Origin of the sequence: Streptomyces changanensis, assembly GCF_024600715.1 — a bacterium.
In the GTDB taxonomy this organism is placed as follows: domain Bacteria; phylum Actinomycetota; class Actinomycetes; order Streptomycetales; family Streptomycetaceae; genus Streptomyces; species Streptomyces changanensis.
In genome coordinates this window covers 3268980-3286662 of sequence record NZ_CP102332.1, presented here as the reverse complement: position 1 = coordinate 3286662, position 17683 = coordinate 3268980, and the positions used below count along the sequence as shown (strand labels likewise).

The 17683-nt window shown below is 72.6% G+C and carries 19 protein-coding genes; 12 read left to right on the top strand and 7 right to left on the bottom strand.

Annotated features, from left to right (window positions below; all coding sequences use genetic code 11):
* Positions 1-2: 2 nt before the first annotated feature.
* The 4 genes from NRO40_RS14515 (at position 3) to NRO40_RS14495 (ending at position 4748) form a co-directional block, all read left to right on the top strand.
* Positions 3-983 carry an alpha-ketoacid dehydrogenase subunit beta gene (locus tag NRO40_RS14515; RefSeq protein ID WP_058944438.1) on the top strand — a complete coding sequence of 327 codons (981 nt, stop codon included), beginning with the start codon at positions 3-5 and terminating at the stop codon, positions 981-983.
* A 30-nt stretch (positions 984-1013) separates the two neighbouring features.
* Positions 1014-2450, top strand: coding sequence for a dihydrolipoamide acetyltransferase family protein (locus NRO40_RS30585; protein ID WP_058944451.1), 1437 nt, complete (start codon positions 1014-1016; stop codon positions 2448-2450).
* A gap of 316 nt (positions 2451-2766) precedes the next feature.
* Positions 2767-3426 carry a GntR family transcriptional regulator gene (locus NRO40_RS14500; RefSeq protein ID WP_198549438.1) on the top strand — a complete coding sequence of 220 codons (660 nt, stop codon included), beginning with the start codon at positions 2767-2769 and terminating at the stop codon, positions 3424-3426.
* Positions 3423-4748 carry an MFS transporter gene (locus NRO40_RS14495; RefSeq protein WP_058944436.1) on the top strand — a complete coding sequence of 442 codons (1326 nt, stop codon included), beginning with the start codon at positions 3423-3425 and terminating at the stop codon, positions 4746-4748. Before NRO40_RS14500 ends, NRO40_RS14495 begins: the two co-directional genes overlap by 4 nt.
* Before the next feature lie 44 nt (positions 4749-4792).
* Here the strand turns inward: NRO40_RS14495 and NRO40_RS14490 are convergent, their stop codons facing one another.
* A complete protein-coding gene (locus tag NRO40_RS14490) occupies positions 4793-5617 on the bottom strand; it encodes a maleylpyruvate isomerase family mycothiol-dependent enzyme (RefSeq protein ID WP_058944435.1) in 825 nt (274 codons plus the stop codon).
* 176 nt (positions 5618-5793) lie between these two features.
* Between NRO40_RS14490 and NRO40_RS14485 the strand changes: the two genes are divergently transcribed.
* The 3 genes from NRO40_RS14485 (at position 5794) to NRO40_RS14475 (ending at position 8908) form a co-directional block, all read left to right on the top strand.
* Positions 5794-6609: a carbon-nitrogen family hydrolase gene (locus tag NRO40_RS14485; RefSeq protein WP_058944434.1), complete on the top strand. Its 816-nt coding sequence runs from the start codon at positions 5794-5796 to the stop codon at positions 6607-6609.
* 5 nt (positions 6610-6614) lie between these two features.
* A complete protein-coding gene (locus tag NRO40_RS14480) occupies positions 6615-6998 on the top strand; it encodes a VOC family protein (RefSeq protein ID WP_058944450.1) in 384 nt (127 codons plus the stop codon).
* Between the two features lie 74 nt (positions 6999-7072).
* Positions 7073-8908: a thioredoxin-like domain-containing protein gene (locus NRO40_RS14475; protein ID WP_257375423.1), complete on the top strand. Its 1836-nt coding sequence runs from the start codon at positions 7073-7075 to the stop codon at positions 8906-8908.
* Positions 8909-9434: 526 nt separating this feature from the next.
* On the opposite strand, the gene NRO40_RS14470 is transcribed toward NRO40_RS14475, so the two are convergent.
* Positions 9435-9671, bottom strand: a complete 237-nt coding sequence (locus NRO40_RS14470) for a hypothetical protein (RefSeq protein WP_058944054.1) — start codon at positions 9669-9671, stop codon at positions 9435-9437.
* Positions 9672-9753: 82 nt separating this feature from the next.
* A complete protein-coding gene (locus NRO40_RS14465; protein ID WP_058944053.1) occupies positions 9754-11049 on the bottom strand; it encodes a M18 family aminopeptidase in 1296 nt (431 codons plus the stop codon).
* A 115-nt stretch (positions 11050-11164) separates the two neighbouring features.
* Between NRO40_RS14465 and NRO40_RS14460 the strand changes: the two genes are divergently transcribed.
* Positions 11165-11653, top strand: a complete 489-nt coding sequence (locus NRO40_RS14460) for a DUF6083 domain-containing protein (protein ID WP_257375422.1) — start codon at positions 11165-11167, stop codon at positions 11651-11653.
* Positions 11654-11833: 180 nt separating this feature from the next.
* On the opposite strand, the gene NRO40_RS14455 is transcribed toward NRO40_RS14460, so the two are convergent.
* Positions 11834-13660 (bottom strand): acyl-CoA dehydrogenase, encoded by a 1827-nt coding sequence (locus tag NRO40_RS14455; RefSeq protein ID WP_058944052.1) that lies wholly within the window; start codon positions 13658-13660, stop codon positions 11834-11836.
* 124 nt (positions 13661-13784) lie between these two features.
* Complete coding sequence (locus NRO40_RS14450; RefSeq protein ID WP_058944051.1) at positions 13785-13973, bottom strand: hypothetical protein; 189 nt, start codon at positions 13971-13973, stop codon at positions 13785-13787.
* Between the two features lie 116 nt (positions 13974-14089).
* Here NRO40_RS14450 and NRO40_RS14445 point away from each other — a divergent pair, with 116 nt between their 5' ends.
* Positions 14090-14950, top strand: coding sequence for a helix-turn-helix domain-containing protein (locus NRO40_RS14445; RefSeq protein WP_058944050.1), 861 nt, complete (start codon positions 14090-14092; stop codon positions 14948-14950).
* Complete coding sequence (locus NRO40_RS14440) at positions 14931-15302, top strand: DUF397 domain-containing protein (RefSeq protein ID WP_058944049.1); 372 nt, start codon at positions 14931-14933, stop codon at positions 15300-15302. Before NRO40_RS14445 ends, NRO40_RS14440 begins: the two co-directional genes overlap by 20 nt.
* Here the strand turns inward: NRO40_RS14440 and NRO40_RS14435 are convergent.
* Positions 15292-15972: an SMI1/KNR4 family protein gene (locus NRO40_RS14435; RefSeq protein ID WP_058944048.1), complete on the bottom strand. Its 681-nt coding sequence runs from the start codon at positions 15970-15972 to the stop codon at positions 15292-15294. The genes NRO40_RS14440 and NRO40_RS14435 overlap by 11 nt on opposite strands.
* A gap of 57 nt (positions 15973-16029) precedes the next feature.
* Here NRO40_RS14435 and NRO40_RS14430 point away from each other — a divergent pair, with 57 nt between their 5' ends.
* Positions 16030-16362, top strand: coding sequence for a hypothetical protein (locus tag NRO40_RS14430; protein WP_058944047.1), 333 nt, complete (start codon positions 16030-16032; stop codon positions 16360-16362).
* Between the two features lie 55 nt (positions 16363-16417).
* Positions 16418-16870, top strand: a complete 453-nt coding sequence (locus NRO40_RS14425; RefSeq protein ID WP_058944046.1) for an SseB family protein — start codon at positions 16418-16420, stop codon at positions 16868-16870.
* Between the two features lie 238 nt (positions 16871-17108).
* Here NRO40_RS14425 and NRO40_RS14420 read toward each other — a convergent pair whose 3' ends face one another.
* Entirely contained in the window at positions 17109-17579 is a 471-nt protein-coding gene (locus NRO40_RS14420; protein ID WP_232791191.1) for a hypothetical protein, read from the bottom strand.
* Positions 17580-17683 lie beyond the last annotated feature (104 nt).

The window sequence follows — 17683 nt, the reverse complement described above, 5'->3', positions numbered from 1 at the left end:
TCATGGCGGTGCAGAAGCTTCCTCTCGCGAAGGCGCTCAACGAGTCGCTGCGCAAGGCCCTGGAGACCGACCCGAAGGTCCTCGTCATGGGCGAGGACGTCGGCAAGCTCGGCGGCGTGTTCCGCGTGACCGACGGGCTGCAGAAGGACTTCGGCGAGGAGCGGGTCATCGACACCCCGCTCGCCGAGTCCGGCATCGTCGGCACCGCGATTGGCCTGGCCCTGCGCGGCTACCGGCCCGTCGTGGAGATCCAGTTCGACGGTTTCGTCTTCCCCGCGTACGACCAGATCGTCACGCAGCTGGCGAAGATGCACGCGCGGGCCCTCGGCAAGGTCAAGCTGCCGGTCGTCGTGCGCATCCCGTACGGCGGCGGCATCGGCGCGGTCGAGCACCACAGCGAGTCGCCCGAGGCGCTCTTCGCGCACGTCGCGGGGTTGAAGGTGGTCTCGCCTTCGAACTCCTCGGACGCCTACTGGATGCTCCAGCAGGCCATCCAGAGCGACGACCCGGTGATCTTCTTCGAGCCGAAGCGGCGCTACTGGGACAAGGGCGAGGTCGACACGGAGGCCATCCCGGGCGAGCTGCACCGGGCGCGCGTCGTGCGCGAGGGCACGGACCTGACCCTCGCGGCGTACGGCCCGATGGTGAAGGTCTGCCTGGAGGCGGCCGCGGCCGCCGCCGAGGAGGGCCGCTCGCTGGAGGTCCTCGACCTGCGCTCGGTCTCCCCGCTCGACTTCGACGCCGTCCAGGCGTCGGTGGAGCGGACGCGGCGGCTCGTGGTCGTCCACGAGGCGCCGGTGTTCTTCGGTTCGGGCGCGGAGATCGCCGCCCGGATCACCGAGCGGTGCTTCTACCACCTGGAGGCCCCGGTGCTGCGCGTGGGCGGTTACCACGCGCCGTACCCGCCGGCCCGGGTGGAGGAGGAGTACCTGCCGGGTCTGGACCGGGTGCTCGACGCCGTCGACCGCGCGCTGGCGTACTGAGGAGGACACCCCGTGATCCGCGAGTTCAAGATGCCGGACGTCGGTGAGGGTCTCACCGAGGCCGAGATCCTCAAGTGGTACGTCAAGCCCGGCGACACCGTCAGCGACGGCCAGGTCGTCTGCGAGGTGGAGACGGCGAAGGCGGCGGTGGAGCTGCCGATCCCGTTCGACGGCCTCGTGCACGAGCTGCGCTTCCCCGAGGGGACGACCGTCGACGTCGGCGAAGTGATCATTTCGGTGAACACGGCCGCCGACGGGGCGCCGCCGCAGGCGCCCGCCGCCGCGCAGGAGGCCCCCGCCCCGGCGCCCGCCGCACCCGCGCCCGCGCCGGTGCCGGCCGTCGAGGAGGAGGCCGAGCCGCAGGTCCGGCAGCCGGTCCTCGTCGGCTACGGCGTGGCCGCGTCGTCCACCAAGCGGCGCCCGCGCCAGCAGGCCGCCGCCACCGGCGCCGCGCCCATCGCGCAGGCGGCGGTCCAGGGCGAGCTGAACGGCCACGCCCCGGCGCCCGTCGCACCGGTGCCGCAGGCCCGGCCGCTGGCCAAGCCGCCCGTGCGGAAGCTGGCCAAGGACCTCGGCGTCGACCTGGCGACCGTCGTCCCGACCGGCCCCGACGGGATCGTCACCCGCGAGGACGTGCACAAGGCGGCCGCTCCCGTCGAGGTCCCCGCGGCCGTACCCTCGCAGGCGCCGGCGCCCGCCGCCCCCGCGGCGGCGGAGTCCCGGCCCGCGGCGTCCGCCCCGGCGGCGGAGCCCGTCGCGCCCGGCGTCCGGGAGACCCGCGTGCCGATCAAGGGCGTGCGGAAGGCCACGGCGCAGGCCATGGTCGGGTCGGCGTTCACCGCGCCGCACGTCACCGAGTTCGTCACGGTCGACGTCACCCGCACCATGCGGCTCGTCGAGGAGCTGAAGGCGGACCGGGACATGGCGGGGCTGCGGGTCAACCCGCTGCTGCTCGTCGCCCGGGCCCTGCTCGTCGCGATCCGGCGCAACCCCGAGGTCAACGCCTCCTGGGACGAGGCCGCGCAGGAGATCGTGGTCAAGCACTACGTCAACCTGGGCATCGCCGCCGCCACCCCGCGCGGTCTGATCGTGCCGAACATCAAGGACGCGCACGCCAAGACCCTCCCCGAACTGGCTTCCGCCCTCGGTGAGCTGGTCGCCACGGCCCGCGAGGGCCGGACCACGCCGGCGGCCATGCAGGGCGGCACGGTGACGATCACCAACGTCGGCGTCTTCGGCGTCGACACCGGCACGCCGATCCTCAACCCCGGCGAGTCGGCGATCCTCGCCGTCGGTGCGATCAAGCTCCAGCCGTGGGTCCACAAGGGCAAGGTCAAGCCGCGTCACGTCACCACGCTGGCGCTCTCCTTCGACCACCGACTGGTCGACGGCGAGCTCGGCTCGAAGGTGCTGGCCGACGTCGCGGCGGTACTGGAGCAGCCGAAGCGCCTCATCACCTGGGCGTGACGGCGGCCCGGCCACCCGGCCGGAACCGCCACCGGCACCCCGGTACCCCGGCAGCCGCCGGCCGGAGGGCCCGGGCGCACCACGCGCCCGGGCCCTCCGGCCGTACGGGGCGGGGTCCGGCCAGGGGGTGTGCGTCCGGTCAAGGCGTCCGGCCACGGCGTGCGTCCGGTCAAGGCGTCCGGCCACGGCGTGCGTCCGGTCAAGGCGTCCCGCCCCGGGGCGGGGGTCCGGCCAGGGCGGGCGTCCGCGACCACCGAGCGTGTCCACATCATGGACACGCCCTTTGATGCACCCTACTTGTATCTAAGCTGTGCGCATGCCGTCCGCCACTCCCGCTCCCCCTTCGCCGCCCGCCGCCGAACGCGTCTACGCCCACGTCAAGCAGGCGGTCCTCGACCGCCGCTTCGAGGGCGGCACGCTCCTCACCGAAGGGGAGCTGGCCCAGGCCGTCGGCGTCTCCCGCACCCCGGTGCGCGAGGCCCTGCTGAAGCTGGAGATGGAAGGGCTGCTGAAGCTCTACCCCAAGAAGGGCGCCCTCGTCCTCGCCGTCTCCGCCCAGGAGATCGCCGACGTCGTCGAGACCCGCCTCCTCGTCGAGGAGTTCGCCGTCCGCCGCGCCGTACCGCTGTCCGCGCCGCTCCGGGAGCGGCTGGAGGAACTGCTGGACGAGCAGCGGCGGCACGCGCACGACGGCGGCCTGCGCGCGGTCGCCGTCGCGGACCGCTGCTTCCACGCCGAGATCGTGCGCCACGCCGGCAACCAGATCCTCTCCAAGCTCTACGACCAGCTCCGCGACCGGCAGTTGCGCATGGGCGTCGCCGTCATGGAGGCCCACCCCGACCGCATCGCGAAGAACATCGCCGAGCACGCCGAGATCCTGGCGGCCCTGCGCGACGGCGACGCCGAGCGCGCGGCGCGGTGCGTGCACGCCCACGTCAGCCGCGTGAAGGTACTGGTCCGGGGTGAGGACCGGTGAGCTCCCCCGCCTCCCCCCACCCCGCCCCGCCGCCCGCCGTGCCCCCGGCCGACCCGCCCGGCGGCCGCCGGGCCGTCCTCGTCTGGGGCGTCGGCGTCTGCGTGTACCTGGTCGCCGTCGTCTTCCGCACGTCCCTGGGCGTGGCCGGGCTCGACGCCGCCGACCGCTTCCACGTCAACGCCTCCGCGCTGTCCGCGTTCTCCATCCTCCAGCTGCTGGTCTACGCCGGCATGCAGATACCCGTCGGCCTCATGGTCGACCGGCTCGGCACCCGCCGGGTGCTGACCCTCGGCATCGTGCTGTTCACCGCCGGGCAGCTCGGCTTCGCGCTCTCCCCGTCCTACGGGATGGCCCTCGCCGCCCGCGCGCTGCTCGGCTGCGGCGACGCCATGACCTTCATCGCCGTGCTGCGCCTCGGCAGCCGCTGGTTCCCCGCCCGCCGGGGCCCGCTGGTCGTGCAGGTCGCGGGGCTCTTCGGTGTCATCGGCAACCTCCTGTCGACGATCGTCCTCGCCCGCGTGCTGGAGGACTGGGGCTGGACGGCCACCTTCGCCGGCAGCGCCGGGGCCGGCGTGGTCGTCCTCGCCCTCGTCCTCGCCTTCCTGAAGGACCACCCCGAGGGCGCCGCCCCGGCTCCGGTCCCGCACGCCGGGGCCGCGTACGTACGGCACCAGATCGCCACCGCCTGGCGGGAGCCGGGCACCCGGCTCGGCCTGTGGGTGCACTTCACGACGCAGTTCCCCGCCATGGTCTTCCTGCTGCTGTGGGGGATGCCGTTCCTGGTCGAGGCCCAGGGCCTCTCGCGGGGGCGGGCCGGTGAACTGCTCACCGTGGTGGTGCTCTCCAACATGGTGGTGAGCCTGGTGTACGGCCAGCTCATCGCCCGGCACCACCGGGCCCGCGCGCCCCTGGCGCTCGGCACCATAGCCGCCACGGCCTTCGTATGGGCGGCCACCGTCGCCCACCCGGGAGCCCACGCGCCGATGTGGCTGCTGGTCACCCTCTGCCTGGTCCTCGGCGCGTGCGGCCCCGCCTCGATGATCGGCTTCGACTTCGCCCGGCCCGCCAACCCGCCGGAGCGGCAGGGCACCGCCTCGGGCATCGTCAACATCGGCGGGTTCACCGCGTCGATGACGACGCTGTTCGCGATCGGCGTCCTGCTGGACGCCACGGGAGGCAGCTACCGGGTGGCGTTCTCCTCGGTCTTCGTCCTCCAGGCGCTGGGCATCACGCAGATCCTGCGCCTGCGCGCCCGCACCGCGCGGCGCGAACGCGAACGGCTCGTGGCGAGCCGCGTGGAGGCGGTCCACGTCCCGGTGTGAGGACGGCACCCGCCGCCGCGAGCCGACGGCCGTCACCGCCTCCGTCAGGGCGTGACGGCGAAGTTCGCGAGGATCGCGGCGGCCAACTCCTCGTCGCCCTCCACCTTGAGCCGGTCCCCGACGGCCGCCGGACGTACCCGCCCGCAGGCGAGGCGCACGTACGTCTCCCAGTCCGTCGCCAGCGTGACGGCCGGCCCCAGCGACGGCGTGCCGTCGACCGTCCCGCGGCCCTCCGCGTCCACCCGCACCGTCCGCAGGAACTCCACCGGGCCGCTCACGTCGAAGACGACCGCGGTGTTCGGCGGCGCGCCGGCGTCCTTCGCGACCACCTTCGGCAGGACGGCGAGGAGGCAGTCCCGCGTCACGTACGCGCCCGGCGAGTCGAGGTTGCCCGGCCGGTCCAGCGCCACCCGCAGGTCCTGCTCGTGCACCCACGAGTCGAAGGCCCGCATGCGGTAGGCGACTTCGAGGCTCTGCTCCGCGCCCAGCGGGGCCCGTACGAGCGTGTCGGGGGAACGGCTCTCGTTGCGCAGCATCCGCGCCCGGCGGATCAGGACGTACTCCAGTTCCGCCGTCATCTCCGGCGCCGTGTGGTGCCGGCGCACATCGACCTGCATCTCCATGTAGCGGGCGAAGTCACTGCGTACGTGGTACAGATCGCGCGGCAGAGAGTGAATCGGCCGCGGGTCGCCCAGCATCTCGCACTCCAGGCCGATGACGTGGGAGACGATGTCCCGGACCGACCAGCCGGGGCACGGGGTGGCGCGGTTCCACTCGCCCTCGACGAGCGGCTGCACCAACTCGGCTATCGCCTCGACGGAGTGGGTCCAGGCGTCGGCGTAGGTCTGGAGGCTGGGATGGACGGTCACGGGACCCCTCGTGCGGCTTGGTACGCGGGCTGGGTGCTGTGTGTCTGCCAGGGGGCCGGGCCCGGGGGCGCTCCCCCGGGAGAGAACAGTACGCTCCCCGCCTGCCCCTCGGCAGTGCTTTCGTGTGACGATCGTAGGCCCGTATTGACGGCCCCAACGCCCAGGACGGTGGTAGTGTGCGCGCCTCGCTGATCCAGATCTCGGTCAACCCGGACGAAACGGTCGACGCCCGCAGGCGCCGGGCCGCGGCGCTCGTCCGCGAGGAGGCGGCGTCCGACCTCGTGGTCCTGCCGGAGCTGTGGACGGTCGGCGCGTTCGCGTACGAGTCGTTCGCGGCGGAGGCCGAGACGCTGGAAGGGCCGACCCGCCAGGCGATGGCCGACGCGGCGGCGGAAGCGCGGGTCTGGCTGCACGCCGGCTCCCTCGTGGAACGCGCCCCCGAGGGCCTGTACAACACGTCGCTCGTCTTCTCCCCGGACGGCGAGCTGGTGCGCACCTACCGCAAGATCCACCGGTTCGGCTTCGACCAGGGCGAGGCGGTGCTGATGTCCGCCGGCGACACGCTGGCCGTCGCCCCCTGCCCGGAGCTGCCGTTCGGCCTGGCGACCTGTTACGACCTGCGCTTCCCCGAGCTGTTCCGCGGGCTGGTGGACGCCGGCGCCCGCGCGTTCGTCGTCCCGGCCGGCTGGCCCGAGCGCCGCCGGGAGCACTGGTCCCTGCTGGCCCGCGCGCGGGCGGTGGAGAACCAGGCGTACGTCCTGGCCTGCGGCACGGCGGGCACGCACGCCGGCGTGGAGCAGGCCGGCCACAGCGTGGTGGTCGACCCGTGGGGCGAGGTCCTCGCGGAGGCGGGCCGCGGCGAGGAGGTCCTCGTCGTGGAGCTGGACCCCGCCCGCGTCATGACGACCCGCGACCAGTTCCCGGCACTGAAGGACCGCGTCCTCGGCCTGCCGCTCCCCGCCACGCCCCCCACCGACCGGAACGGAAGGTGACGACGATGGCATGCCGCATCAGCGAACTGGTCCTCGACGCCGTGGACCCCGACCGGCTGGCCGCCTTCTGGAGCGACGTCCTCGGTTACGTCGAGCTGGAGCGGGAGGCGGACGGGAGCGTCGCGATCGGTCCGCCCGACGCCGGCTACGGCGGCCCGCAGCCCGTCCTCGTCTTCGGCCCGACCGTCGACCCCCGACCGACGAAGCTCCGGCTGCACTTCGACGTCAACGCCACCGACCGCGACCAGGACGCCGAGCTGGAGCGTCTGCTCGCCCTCGGCGCGAGGCCCGCGGACGTCGGTCAGACCGGCGAGGAGAGCTGGTACGTCCTGGCCGACCCGGAGGGCAACGAGTTCTGCCTGCTGCGCACCCGGCTCGATCCCGTGTGACACCCGTGCCCCGGCTGGGGGGGGCGGGGCGTGGGTGTGACCGGAGGGTCATGACCGGATGGCAAGCTTGAAGGATGAACGATGCTGCCCCGGCGCCCACCCCCGCGCCCCGCCGTGCCCGTGTCCGCGCCCCCGAGCTGATCGGCAAGGGCGGCTGGCTCAACACGGGAGGCACCGAGCTGACCCTCGCCGACCTGCGCGGCAAGATCGTGATCCTCGACTTCTGGACGTTCTGCTGCATCAACTGCCTGCACGTCCTCGACGAGCTGCGGGAGCTGGAGGAGAAGCACCGCGACACCGTCGTGATCGTCGGCGTGCACTCGCCGAAGTTCGTGCACGAGGCCGAGCACCAGGCCGTCGTCGACGCCGTCGAGCGGTACGGGGTGGAGCACCCCGTGCTGGACGACCCGGAGCTCGCGACGTGGAAGCAGTACGCCGTGCGGGCCTGGCCGACGCTCGTCGTGATCGACCCCGAGGGGTACGTCGTCGCGCAGCACGCCGGTGAGGGGCACGCGCGGGCCATCGAGACGCTCGTGGCGGAGCTGGAGGCCGAGCACGAGGCGAAGGGCACGCTGCGGCGCGGGGACGGGCCGTACGTGCCGCCGGAGCCGGTCGCCACGCACCTGCGGTTCCCCGGGAAGGCGCTGCTCCTGGAGTCCGGGAACCTCCTGGTCTCCGACACGACCCGGCACCGGCTGGTCGAGCTGGCGGCCGACGGCGAGACGGTGGTGCGGCGGTACGGCGACGGGGAGCGCGGGCTCGCCGACGGCGGTGCGGGAGCGGCGCGGTTCAGCGAGCCGCAGGGGCTGTGCCTGCTGCCCGACGGGCGGGTGGTCGTCGCCGACACGGTGAACCACGCGCTGCGGGCGCTGGACCCGGCGACCGGTGAGGTGTCCACGCTGGCCGGTACGGGCGCGCAGTGGATGCAGGGCTCGCCGACCTCCGGGGCGGCGCGGGAGGTGGCGCTGTCGTCGCCGTGGGACGTGGCCTGGTGGCAGGGGCGCGTGTGGATCGCGATGGCGGGCGTGCACCAGCTGTGGGCGTACGACCCGGAGGCGGGCACGGTGGAGGTCGCCGCGGGCACGACGAACGAGGGCCTGGTGGACGGCCCGGCGGCCGAGGCGTGGTTCGCGCAGCCGTCGGGGCTGGCCGCGACCGAGGGCCGGTTGTGGGTGGCGGACTCGGAGACGAGCGCGCTGCGCTGGGTCGACGTGGACGGCGTGGTGCACACGGCGGTGGGGACGGGTCTGTTCGACTTCGGCCACCGGGACGGGGACGCGGGGCAGGCGCTGCTGCAGCACCCGCTCGGGGTGACGGCGCTGCCGGACGGGTCGGTCGCGGTGTGCGACACGTACAACCACGCGCTGCGCCGCTTCGACCCGGCGAGCGGTGAGGTCAGCACGTTGGCGACGGACCTGCGGGAGCCGAGTGACGCGGTCCTGGTCGGCGGGGACGTCGTCGTCGTGGAGTCGGCGCGGCACCGGCTGACCCGGCTGCGGCTGCCGGAGGAGGCCGTGCGGGTCGACGCGGTCGCGCACCGCACGCGGCGTGAGGCGACGGAGGTCGCGCCGGGGTCGCTCCGCCTGGACGTGGTGTTCCGGGCGCCGTCGGGGCAGAAGCTGGACGAGCGGTACGGCCCGTCGACGCGGCTGCTGGTGTCGGCGACGCCGCCGGATCTGCTGGCGGGTGGCGCGGGGACGGGGACGGACCTGTTCCGGGAGCTGGAGCTCGACCCGTCGGTGACCGAGGGCGTGTTGCACGTGTCGGCGATGGCGGCGTCGTGTGACGACGATCCGGCGAACGAGTACCCGGCGTGCCATGTGCACCAGCAGGACTGGGGCGTGCCGGTGAAGGTGGTCGAGGGGGGTGCGAGCCGTCTCCCGCTGATCCTGGCGGGCCTGGACGCGTAGCGCGGCCGTCGGGAGCCGGCTTCCGGGAGCCGGGGCCGGCTTCCGGGGGTCGGAGGCCGGCGCCGGGTCGGTTGCCGAGGAGCCTTTGGTGGCCGCAGGGGCGTCCGGAGGCGCCGTCGAGGCAGCCGGCGACCCGCCGGTCGGGTGCGAGGCGGCCTTCTCGCCGGCGAGGCCGTCGCGTTGCCGGCGGGCGCAGCCGCCGTCGAGGAGGTCGCGTACGCGTTCCCCGGTCAGGGCGCGGTGGCGGGCGCGAAGGCCCCGCGCGTAGCCCGACTCGTCGGCGATGTCGTCGCCGAACGGCGGGCGTTCGTCGTACGCGACCGGGACGCCCGCGCCGGCGAGGACGAGCAGCGTGGCGCGTCCGGCCGCGCCGGCGGCGGGCACCCGCGCGCGGGACGGCCCCCGATGGCGTACGGGGGCCGCCCGGTGTTCCGGCGGAACCATGGCGACACGGTGTCACCGGGGTGCTGTCGCGGATGTCTCCGCGGGGGTGCGGTGGACGTCGGCGTCGTCGGACTGCCGGCGCTCAGAGCGCGCGGCCGTCGTGGCCGTAGGGGTCGGTCTCGACGACGGTCGGTGCGACCGGCGGGACCACCGCCCTGCGGCGCCGCAGGACGCTGCTGTAGACGGCGACGCCGATGAGGCCCACCGCCATCATGATGAGTCCTGCCACGTCCAGATTGAAGCCGCTGATCTTCCAGTCGGTCGCGAACGTGAGGATCGCGCCTCCCGCGATGAGCAGTAGGCAGCCGCCCAGGCCCATGATGTGCCTCCTCGTTCCTCTCCTTGGTGCCGAGACCTCACGGGTACCCGCTCAGGGCGCCGCAACGCCTCGGCGGCCGGAGTCACTTGAGGAAGGCCACCAGGGAGTTGGCGAGGAGGAACGGGTCGTCGGCGCCGCACAGCTCGCGGGCGCTGTGCATGGAGAGGCAGGCGACGCCGATGTCGACGGTGCGGATGCCGTGCCGGGCGGCGGTGATGGGGCCGATGGTGGTGCCGCAGGGCAGGTCGTTGTTGGAGACGAAGGTCTGCCAGGGCACGTCGGCCTCCTCGCACGCCGCGGCGAAGACGGCGCGGCCGCTGCCGTCGGTGGCGTACCGCTGGTTGACGTTCACCTTGAGGATGGGGCCGCCGTTGGGGCGGGGGTGGTGCGTGGGGTCGTGCCGCTCGGCGTAGTTGGGGTGGACGGCGTGGCCGACGTCGGAGGAGAGGCAGACCGTGCCGGCGAAGGCGCGGGCGCGGTCCTCGTAGGTGCCGCCGCGGGCGTAGACGGATCGTTCCAGCACGGTGCCGAGGAGGGGGCCCTGGGCGCCGGTGTCGGACTCGGAGCCGTTCTCCTCGTGGTCGAAGGCGGCGAGGACGGGGATGTGCGCGGGCGCGGCGCCGGCGGTGGCGACGGCGGCGAGCGCGGCGGTGCCGGCGTGGACGGAGAGCAGGTTGTCGAGGCGCGGCGCGGCGAGGAGTTCGCGGTCGCGGCCGAGGTAGGCGGGCGGCTCGACGGAGTGGACCATGAGGTCCCAGCCGGTGACGTCCTCGGCGCCGAGGTCGGCGCCCTCGGCGAGGAAGCGGACGAGGTCGCCTTCGCGGACGTCCTCGCCGAGGCCCCAGATGGGCTGCATGTGGCGCTGGCGGTCCAGCTTGAGGCCGTCGTTGGCGCCGCGGTCGAGGTGGATGGCGAGCTGCGGGACGCGCAGCAGGGGCCGGTCGACGTTCACGAGCCGGTGGGTGCCGTCGCGGAGGGTGAGGCGGCCGGCGATACCGAGGTCGCGGTCGAGCCAGGAGTTCAGCAGGGGGCCGCCGTAGATCTCGACGGCGACCTGGCGCCAGCCGTGGGCGCCGCTGTCGGGGCGGGGCTTGACGCGGAGGTTGGGGGAGTCGGTGTGCGCGCCGACGACGCGGAAGGGGGTGTGGGGGGCGGCGCCCTCCGGCACGTACCACGCGATGATCGCGCCGCCGCGGACGACGTACCGGCCGCCGGTGGTGCCGTCCCACGCGGCGGTCTCCTCGACCTGCCGGAAGCCGGCCTTCTCCAGCCGCTCGGCGGCGGTCGCCACGGCGTGGTACGGCGAGGGCGAGGCCGTGAGGAACGTCATCAGGTCGTCGGTGTGGCCGCGGTCGAACCGGGTGGGAGAGCTGCTCATGCCCACACCATACGGGCGGGCACGGGGGTGGGCGCAGGGGTTGGGGCGTGGTGGGTGACGGGGCGTTGTCAGTGGTGGCTGCGAGCATCGAGGACGACACACCGTCGACCGACGCGTGACCGGAGGTGCACTGGTGGAGACGACGACGACCGCGGCCGCCACGCCGACGGCCGGGCCCGCCTGCGCGGCGTGCGGGGCTCCCGGCGGGCAGTGGAGCGCGGCCCTGCTGATGCCGCTCTGCCCGGACTGCACGAGGGCGGGGACCGGTTCGCCGGACCGTGACCCGGTGCGGCTGGGGGAGGTCCTGCCGGTGACGGCCGCGGCGCTGCGGGCGTCGGGGGGCCTGCCGCGGGTGCCGCCGCCGCGTACGGGCTCGGTGATGACGTGCCGGTACTGCGGGGGCCGGGCGCGCTGGCACCGGACGGCGGGTGACCGGTGGGTGGCGATGGAGCCCGGCGCGCGGCCGGTGGCGGGGGTGCCGCGGGGGCGGCGCTGGTACATAGCGGGGGACGGCACGGCGGTGCACCTGCGGGGCGCCGTCCCGTCGGGCACGTGCCGGGTCAGCCACTTCGACGTGTGCCCGGGGCGGGCCCACGCCGGGTGAGCGCGCCGGGGCGCCGGGCCTGTCGGCTCGTACGGGTCCCGTCACCGCTGCCGCGCCGCGCCCTGCTCCGCCGCGCCGCGCCGTGCCCTGCCGTGTCGGCCGGCCCGGGAACGGCGGACGGCCCGCTTCCCCGGACCGGACCGTCCGGGGAAGCGGGCCGTCAGGCCGCGCGGGAGGGGCTCAGAAGGCCGCCTCGTCCAGCTCCATCAGGGAGTTGTCGACGCCCTCGGCGATGAGGCGCTCGGTGGCGACGCCCGGCAGGACGTTGGCCGCGAAGAACTTCGCCGCCGCGATCTTGCCCTGGTAGAAGGCCCGGTCCTTCACGGAGGCCGTCTCCAGCTTCTCCGCCGCCACGGCCGCGCCGCGCAGCAGGAGGTAGCCGACGACGACGTCACCGGAGGCCATCAGCAGGCGCGTGGTGTTGAGGCCGACCTTGTAGATGTTCTTGACGTCCTCGCCCGTGGCGGTGAGGTCGGTCAGCATCGTGCCGACGATCGCCTCCAGGTCGACGGCGGCCTTGGCGAGCGCCTCGCGGGCGCCGGCCAGCTCCTCGCCGCCGGTGCCGACCGCGAGGAACTTCTTGATCTCCTCGGAGAGGGCGTTCAGCGAGGCGCCCTGGTCGCGGACGATCTTCCGGAAGAAGAAGTCCTGGCCCTGGATCGCCGTGGTGCCCTCGTAGAGGGTGTCGATCTTGGCGTCGCGGATGTACTGCTCGATCGGGTACTCCTGGAGGTACCCGGAGCCGCCGAAGGTCTGGAGCGACTGGGCGAGCTGCTCGTAGGAGCGCTCGGAGCCGTAGCCCTTGACGATCGGCAGGAGCAGGTCGTTCAGGCCGATCAGCGCCTTGGCGTCCTCGCCGGCCGCCTCCTTGACCTGGATCTCGTCCTGGACCGCGGCGGTGTACATGACGAGGGCGCGCATGCCCTCCGCGTACGCCTTCTGGGTCATGAGCGAGCGGCGTACGTCGGGGTGGTGCGTGATGGTGACCTTCGGCGCGGTCTTGTCCATGAAGTTCGCCAGGTCGGGGCCCTGCACGCGCTCCTTGGCGTACTCCAGCGCGTTCAGGTAGCCCGTCGACAGGGTGGCGATGGCCTTCGTGCCGACCATCATCCGGGCGAACTCGATGATGCGGAACATCTGGCGGATGCCGTCGTGCTTGTCGCCGATGAGCCAGCCCTTGGCGGGGTGCTTGTCGCCGAAGGTCATCTCGCACGTGTTGGACGCCTTGAGGCCCATCTTGTGCTCGACGTTCGTGGCGTAGACGCCGTTGCGCTCGCCCAGCTCGCCGGTCTCCCAGTCGAAGTGGTACTTCGGGACGAGGAAGAGCGACAGGCCCTTGGTGCCCGGACCGGCACCCTCGGGGCGGGCGAGGACGTAGTGGAGGATGTTCTCCGACATGTCGTGCTCACCGGACGTGATGAAGCGCTTCACGCCCTCGATGTGCCAGGAGCCGTCCTCCTGCTGCACGGCCTTGGTGCGGCCGGCGCCGACGTCCGAGCCGGCGTCCGGCTCGGTGAGCACCATGGTGGAGCCCCACTGCTTCTCGACGGCGATCTCGGCGACCTTCTTCTGCGCCTCGTTGCCCTCCTCGAAGAGGATGCCGGCGAAGGCGGGGCCGGAGGAGTACATCCACACGGCGGGGTTCGAGCCGAGGATCAGCTCCGCGTACGCCCAGATCAGGGAGCGCGGCGAGGTGGTGCCGCCGATCTCCTCCGGCAGGCCCAGGCGCCAGTACTCGGAGTCCATGAACGCCTTGTACGACTTCTTGAACGACGCCGGGATCGGCGCGGTGTTCGTCTCCGGGTCGAAGACCGGCGGGTTGCGGTCCGCGTCGGTGAAGGACTCGGCGAACTCGTTCTCCGCGAGGCGGCAGAGCTCGTCGAGGACGCTCTTGGCGGTCTCGACGTCCATCTCCCCGAACGGACCGGTGCCGTACACCTTGTCGCGCCCGAGCACCTCGAAGAGGTTGAACTCGATGTCGCGGAGATTCGACTTGTAGTGCCCCATGGCGACGGCTCCGTAAGGATCGGGAGGCAGGTTCCTCGTGCAGCTACCAGTTGGTAGCTACGATGATGCTACCCGTGGGTAATAAGGGCAACCCCTGCCGCCCGAACTGTGACGAGCTTCGCGCCTACGCCCGCCGCAGGACGGCGACGAGCGCCCGCGCGGTGGCCAGGTTGCAGTTGCCGAGCGTGATCAGCGGTGGGTCCCCGTAGTCCCGTCCGAGCGACGGCAGCTTGATGTCGTGCGACCCGAGGAGGATCCGCAGCTCGTTCACGAGACTGCGGGCCTCCTTGTCGGCGTCCAGGTCGATGCCCATGTGCGGCGCTGTCCTTTCCTTGCGCGGTGTGACGAACCGGTCACAGCCTGGCGGGATCACCTCTACCGTGGGAAGCGGTTCGGGACCACGGCGCGACGTGTGAAAGGCGATCTCCGATGGCGCGAGGGCAGCGGAAGGACATCGACGGGTCGGCGAGCGTCCCGTGCTTCTACGGCAAGGAGCTGCGCTTCCAGCGCGAGCGTGCGGGCCGCACGCTGGAGCAGACGGTGGACGGCAGCTTCTACGGCGCGACGTACCTGAGCGAGATCGAACGCGGCCAGCGCCGCATGCCGGTCGACCTGGCCCGCCACGTCGACCGCGTCCTGGAGACGGACGGGTACTTCGAGCGCTGCTGCGAGGACGTACGGCGGGCCCGCCGATCGGGCCACGCCGAGTACTTCGAGCGGGTGCTGGAGGCAGAGAAGCACGCTCTGTCGATCGAGGAGTGGTGTCCGACCGTCTTCCCCGGCTTGCTTCAGACAGGTGCGTACGCCCGGGCCGTCGTCCGCGCCACCCACCCGCTGGAAGCCGACGAGGAAACGGAGGTCAAAGTTCAGGCGCGACTGGCACGAGCGTCCCTCTTCGAGGACGACCACGGGACACCCACCTACTGGGTGATCCTCCACGAGTCGCTGTTGCGCCAGCCGGTGTTGCCGCCTGAGGCCATGGCCGACCAACTGGCCCACATCGCGGGCCTTGTGCGGCGGCGGCGGATCTTTCCACAGGTACTGCCGTGGAGCGCCGGGGCGCACCCGTTCATGCTTGGAACGGCTCTAATCATGACCTTTGCTGACGCCCCGCCGCTCGTCTACACCGAGTCGCTGCACACCGGCCACACCATTGACGAGCCAGCCCTCGTGACGGCGTATCGGAAGTCGTACGATCTGCTCAGGGCCGCCGCGCTTCCGCCAGAGGCGTCCCTCGCCTTGATCGAATCAGCGGCTGAGGACTACCGACATGGCAAGCAACCGCGTTGACTTGAGTGCCGCCGCGTGGCGGAAGAGCAGCTACAGCAATGGGTCGGGTGGCAACTGCGTCGAGGTGGCCGAGGGCTTTCTCGGGGCGGCGACGTGGCGCAAGAGCACCTACAGCAACGGTGATGGTGGCGAGTGCGTCGAAGTGGCTGAGGGATTTCCGGGCGCCGCCGCGTGGCGGACGAGCAGCCACAGCAACACCTCGGGTGGCGAATGCCTCGAAGTCGCCGACGACGTCCCCGGGGTCGTCCCCGTGCGTGACTCCAAGGTGCCGGACGGGGACGTCCTCGTGGTCAGCGCCCGCGCGTGGGTGCCGTTCGTGCGGGGGCTGCGGGGCGGGGCGTTCAGGGGCTGACCGGCTCCGCCGCCACGCCCGCCTTCCGCTCGGCCTCCGCGAGCCACTCCAGGTACCACTCGCCGAAGGTGACGCCCATCGGCTCCAGGTCGGCGTCGTCGCAGCGCGGGTCGTCCCACATGGCGCCGCGTTCGGGGCCGGAGACGACGAGCCACTGCCGCTGGGCGCAGCCCGTGGTGGAGAGGCAGACCGCGCCGACGGTGATCTCGTCCGTCCACAGGACGTCGCCCATGCGGTCCTCCCACGCGTCGTTCGCCGCGTCGAACTCGTCCTCGTCGTCGTACTCCTCCTCGTCCGGCTGCTCGTCCAGCAGCGCGTCGAGGACGGCGGGGTCGACCCGGTCCACCGGGAACGGCTCGGCGAGCCGCGTGGGCAGCGTCATGTCCGCGCCGTCGCCGTGCCAGGCCCACGCGCCGTCCGGGCCCCGGCGCACCGGGTACACGCCGTACGCGGGGCCGGCGCCGCCCGCGCCGACGTGCAGCAGGAAACCGCGGTACTCCTCCGGGAGCCGCACGCCCACGTACCGCTCCAGCTCCGCCAACTCCCCCGCCGTCAACGGCTCCTCCAGGGGCGCACCGCCCCGGGGGAAGCCGAACACCGCCTCCACGCCGGGCGATCCCGCCAGTGCCGTGACCCGCTCGCGAACGCCCGCCCACATGTGCGTACTCATGACCGAGACCCTAGGCCCCATCGCGGACACCCCCGACCACCCTGGGAGACTGCCCGGATGCGGAAGTGGCTGGCGGCGGGCGCGGGAGTGAACCTGGTCCTCGGCGTTCCGGGGGTCGTACCGGTCTGGCTGGTCTGGTACTGGGCTTCGAACTGGCCGCTGGCCGGGCTCGGGTGGACGCAGGCGGAGCCGACCGAGAACGACGGCATGCTGCCGTGGTTCATGGTGGCGACGCCGGTCCTGGTGCTGTTCGGGCTGGGGTGGTGGCTCGTGAACAGGCCCCTGCGGCGCCGGGCGGGGGTGCGCGGACGGGTGTACTGGTCGGTGGCGGTGGCGGCGGCGTCCGTCCCCACCGCCGCGCTGATCGTCATGGACCTGCTGGGCGACTGAGGGCACGGCCGGGGACGCGTCACGGGCGCGGCGCGCACTCAGTACCCTTGCGTGCATGTACGGCTACGAGCAGAACCAGGGTGCCCAGCAGCAGTACGCGCCGCCCCAGCAGGGGTACGCGCAGCAGCCGCCGCTGTACCCGGAGCCGTCGCCGCCCTCGCTCGCCGACGCCGTGCGGGCGTTCACCACCGGTTCGCTCTCCGCCGAGGACTTCCAGCAGATCTTCGCCACGTCGAAGGTGTACTGCCCGCGCGGCGACAACCCGGGCTTTCTGGCCCTGCACAACACGCAGCAGCCGGTCATCCCGATGTTCACGTCGCTGAAGCAGCTGCGCCGGTACGCCGGCAAGGAGTCCAAGTACTTCGTGATCACCGGCGCCGAGGTGCTGGACCTGCTGCCGACCGGGTACGGCTTCGTCCTGGACATGGAGGGCGACCACCGGATCGTCTTCGACGCGAAGGCGGTCGAGGAGATGGTCGACTTCGCCATGCGCCGCATGTACGGCTAGTCACACCCCGACGGCTTCGACTCGTTTGCCGCACAGCTTGTCCATGTCGTCGACGTCCGAGGTCACGATGATCCTGGGCGCCGGATACGGGAGCGCCGTCGCTGCCACGATCGAGTCGATCGCGTTCTTTGCCCGTGTAGGCCGGCACCCCGCAACAGCTCGACGGCCTGCCAGGTGATCTCTTCGGTCACCGGCACCAGGTGAAGCCGGGAGGCGTGCCAGCGGAGATTGTCCTGCCTCACTCTGGGGTGCCAAGCCTCGATGAGTGTGATGCCGCTGGCGGCCACCAGAAGGTCCTTGGCCTGCGCTTGGCGGACGAGCTGCACCACTTTGGGATCGTTCGCCATGAACTTGTACAAGCCCTGGCTGTCGAGTAACAGCACGCCTCGTGATCGTGGCATTCCTTGTTCCCTTCGGCGTCGACGGACCGCTCCTCCTGCGACGCCTTGGCTTCGGCGATGCGGAAGACGTCTTCTGCCCACGCCTTGACCTCCGGTGCCACGGGGCCGATCGCGGCTTCTTTCTCCTGTAGCAGCTCTTCCAGGAGGTCGCGTTGCAGCTGTCGTTCCACCGCCGCGCTCACGTAGGCCGAGAATCCGCGCTTGCCGACGCGTGCCCGTACCGCCGCGACCCTGTCTGCGGGCAGTGACACGCTGACTTTCTGTGCGGGTGCGTCGCCGCTCGTCGAGTGCATCTCTTCCGTACCCATGTGTGATGAGTAGCAAAGGGAGTAGCAATTTGAAGGAAGGTTGGCTCTCCCTCCGGTCGGCGGGGGTGGCTATCCCCCCTGAGGCGTAGGGATTCGGCCCCGGG

What these genes read in the sequence shown, in the direction of transcription:
- NRO40_RS14515 (WP_058944438.1), top strand. Translation starts at nt 3, where the DNA reads ATGGCGGTGCAGAAGCTTCCTCTCGCGAAGGCGCTCAACGAGTCGCTG.
- NRO40_RS30585 (WP_058944451.1), top strand. Translation starts at nt 1,014, where the DNA reads ATGCCGGACGTCGGTGAGGGTCTCACCGAGGCCGAGATCCTCAAGTGG.
- NRO40_RS14500 (WP_198549438.1), top strand. Translation starts at nt 2,767, where the DNA reads ATGCCGTCCGCCACTCCCGCTCCCCCTTCGCCGCCCGCCGCCGAACGC.
- NRO40_RS14480 (WP_058944450.1), top strand. Translation starts at nt 6,615, where the DNA reads ATGGCATGCCGCATCAGCGAACTGGTCCTCGACGCCGTGGACCCCGAC.
- NRO40_RS14475 (WP_257375423.1), top strand. Translation starts at nt 7,073, where the DNA reads ATGAACGATGCTGCCCCGGCGCCCACCCCCGCGCCCCGCCGTGCCCGT.
- NRO40_RS14470 (WP_058944054.1), bottom strand. Translation starts at nt 9,671, where the DNA reads ATGGGCCTGGGCGGCTGCCTACTGCTCATCGCGGGAGGCGCGATCCTC.
- NRO40_RS14465 (WP_058944053.1), bottom strand. Translation starts at nt 11,049, where the DNA reads ATGAGCAGCTCTCCCACCCGGTTCGACCGCGGCCACACCGACGACCTG.
- NRO40_RS14455 (WP_058944052.1), bottom strand. Translation starts at nt 13,660, where the DNA reads ATGGGGCACTACAAGTCGAATCTCCGCGACATCGAGTTCAACCTCTTC.
- NRO40_RS14450 (WP_058944051.1), bottom strand. Translation starts at nt 13,973, where the DNA reads ATGGGCATCGACCTGGACGCCGACAAGGAGGCCCGCAGTCTCGTGAAC.
- NRO40_RS14445 (WP_058944050.1), top strand. Translation starts at nt 14,090, where the DNA reads ATGGCGCGAGGGCAGCGGAAGGACATCGACGGGTCGGCGAGCGTCCCG.
- NRO40_RS14440 (WP_058944049.1), top strand. Translation starts at nt 14,931, where the DNA reads ATGGCAAGCAACCGCGTTGACTTGAGTGCCGCCGCGTGGCGGAAGAGC.
- NRO40_RS14435 (WP_058944048.1), bottom strand. Translation starts at nt 15,972, where the DNA reads ATGAGTACGCACATGTGGGCGGGCGTTCGCGAGCGGGTCACGGCACTG.
- NRO40_RS14430 (WP_058944047.1), top strand. Translation starts at nt 16,030, where the DNA reads ATGCGGAAGTGGCTGGCGGCGGGCGCGGGAGTGAACCTGGTCCTCGGC.
- NRO40_RS14425 (WP_058944046.1), top strand. Translation starts at nt 16,418, where the DNA reads ATGTACGGCTACGAGCAGAACCAGGGTGCCCAGCAGCAGTACGCGCCG.
- NRO40_RS14420 (WP_232791191.1), bottom strand. Translation starts at nt 17,579, where the DNA reads ATGGGTACGGAAGAGATGCACTCGACGAGCGGCGACGCACCCGCACAG.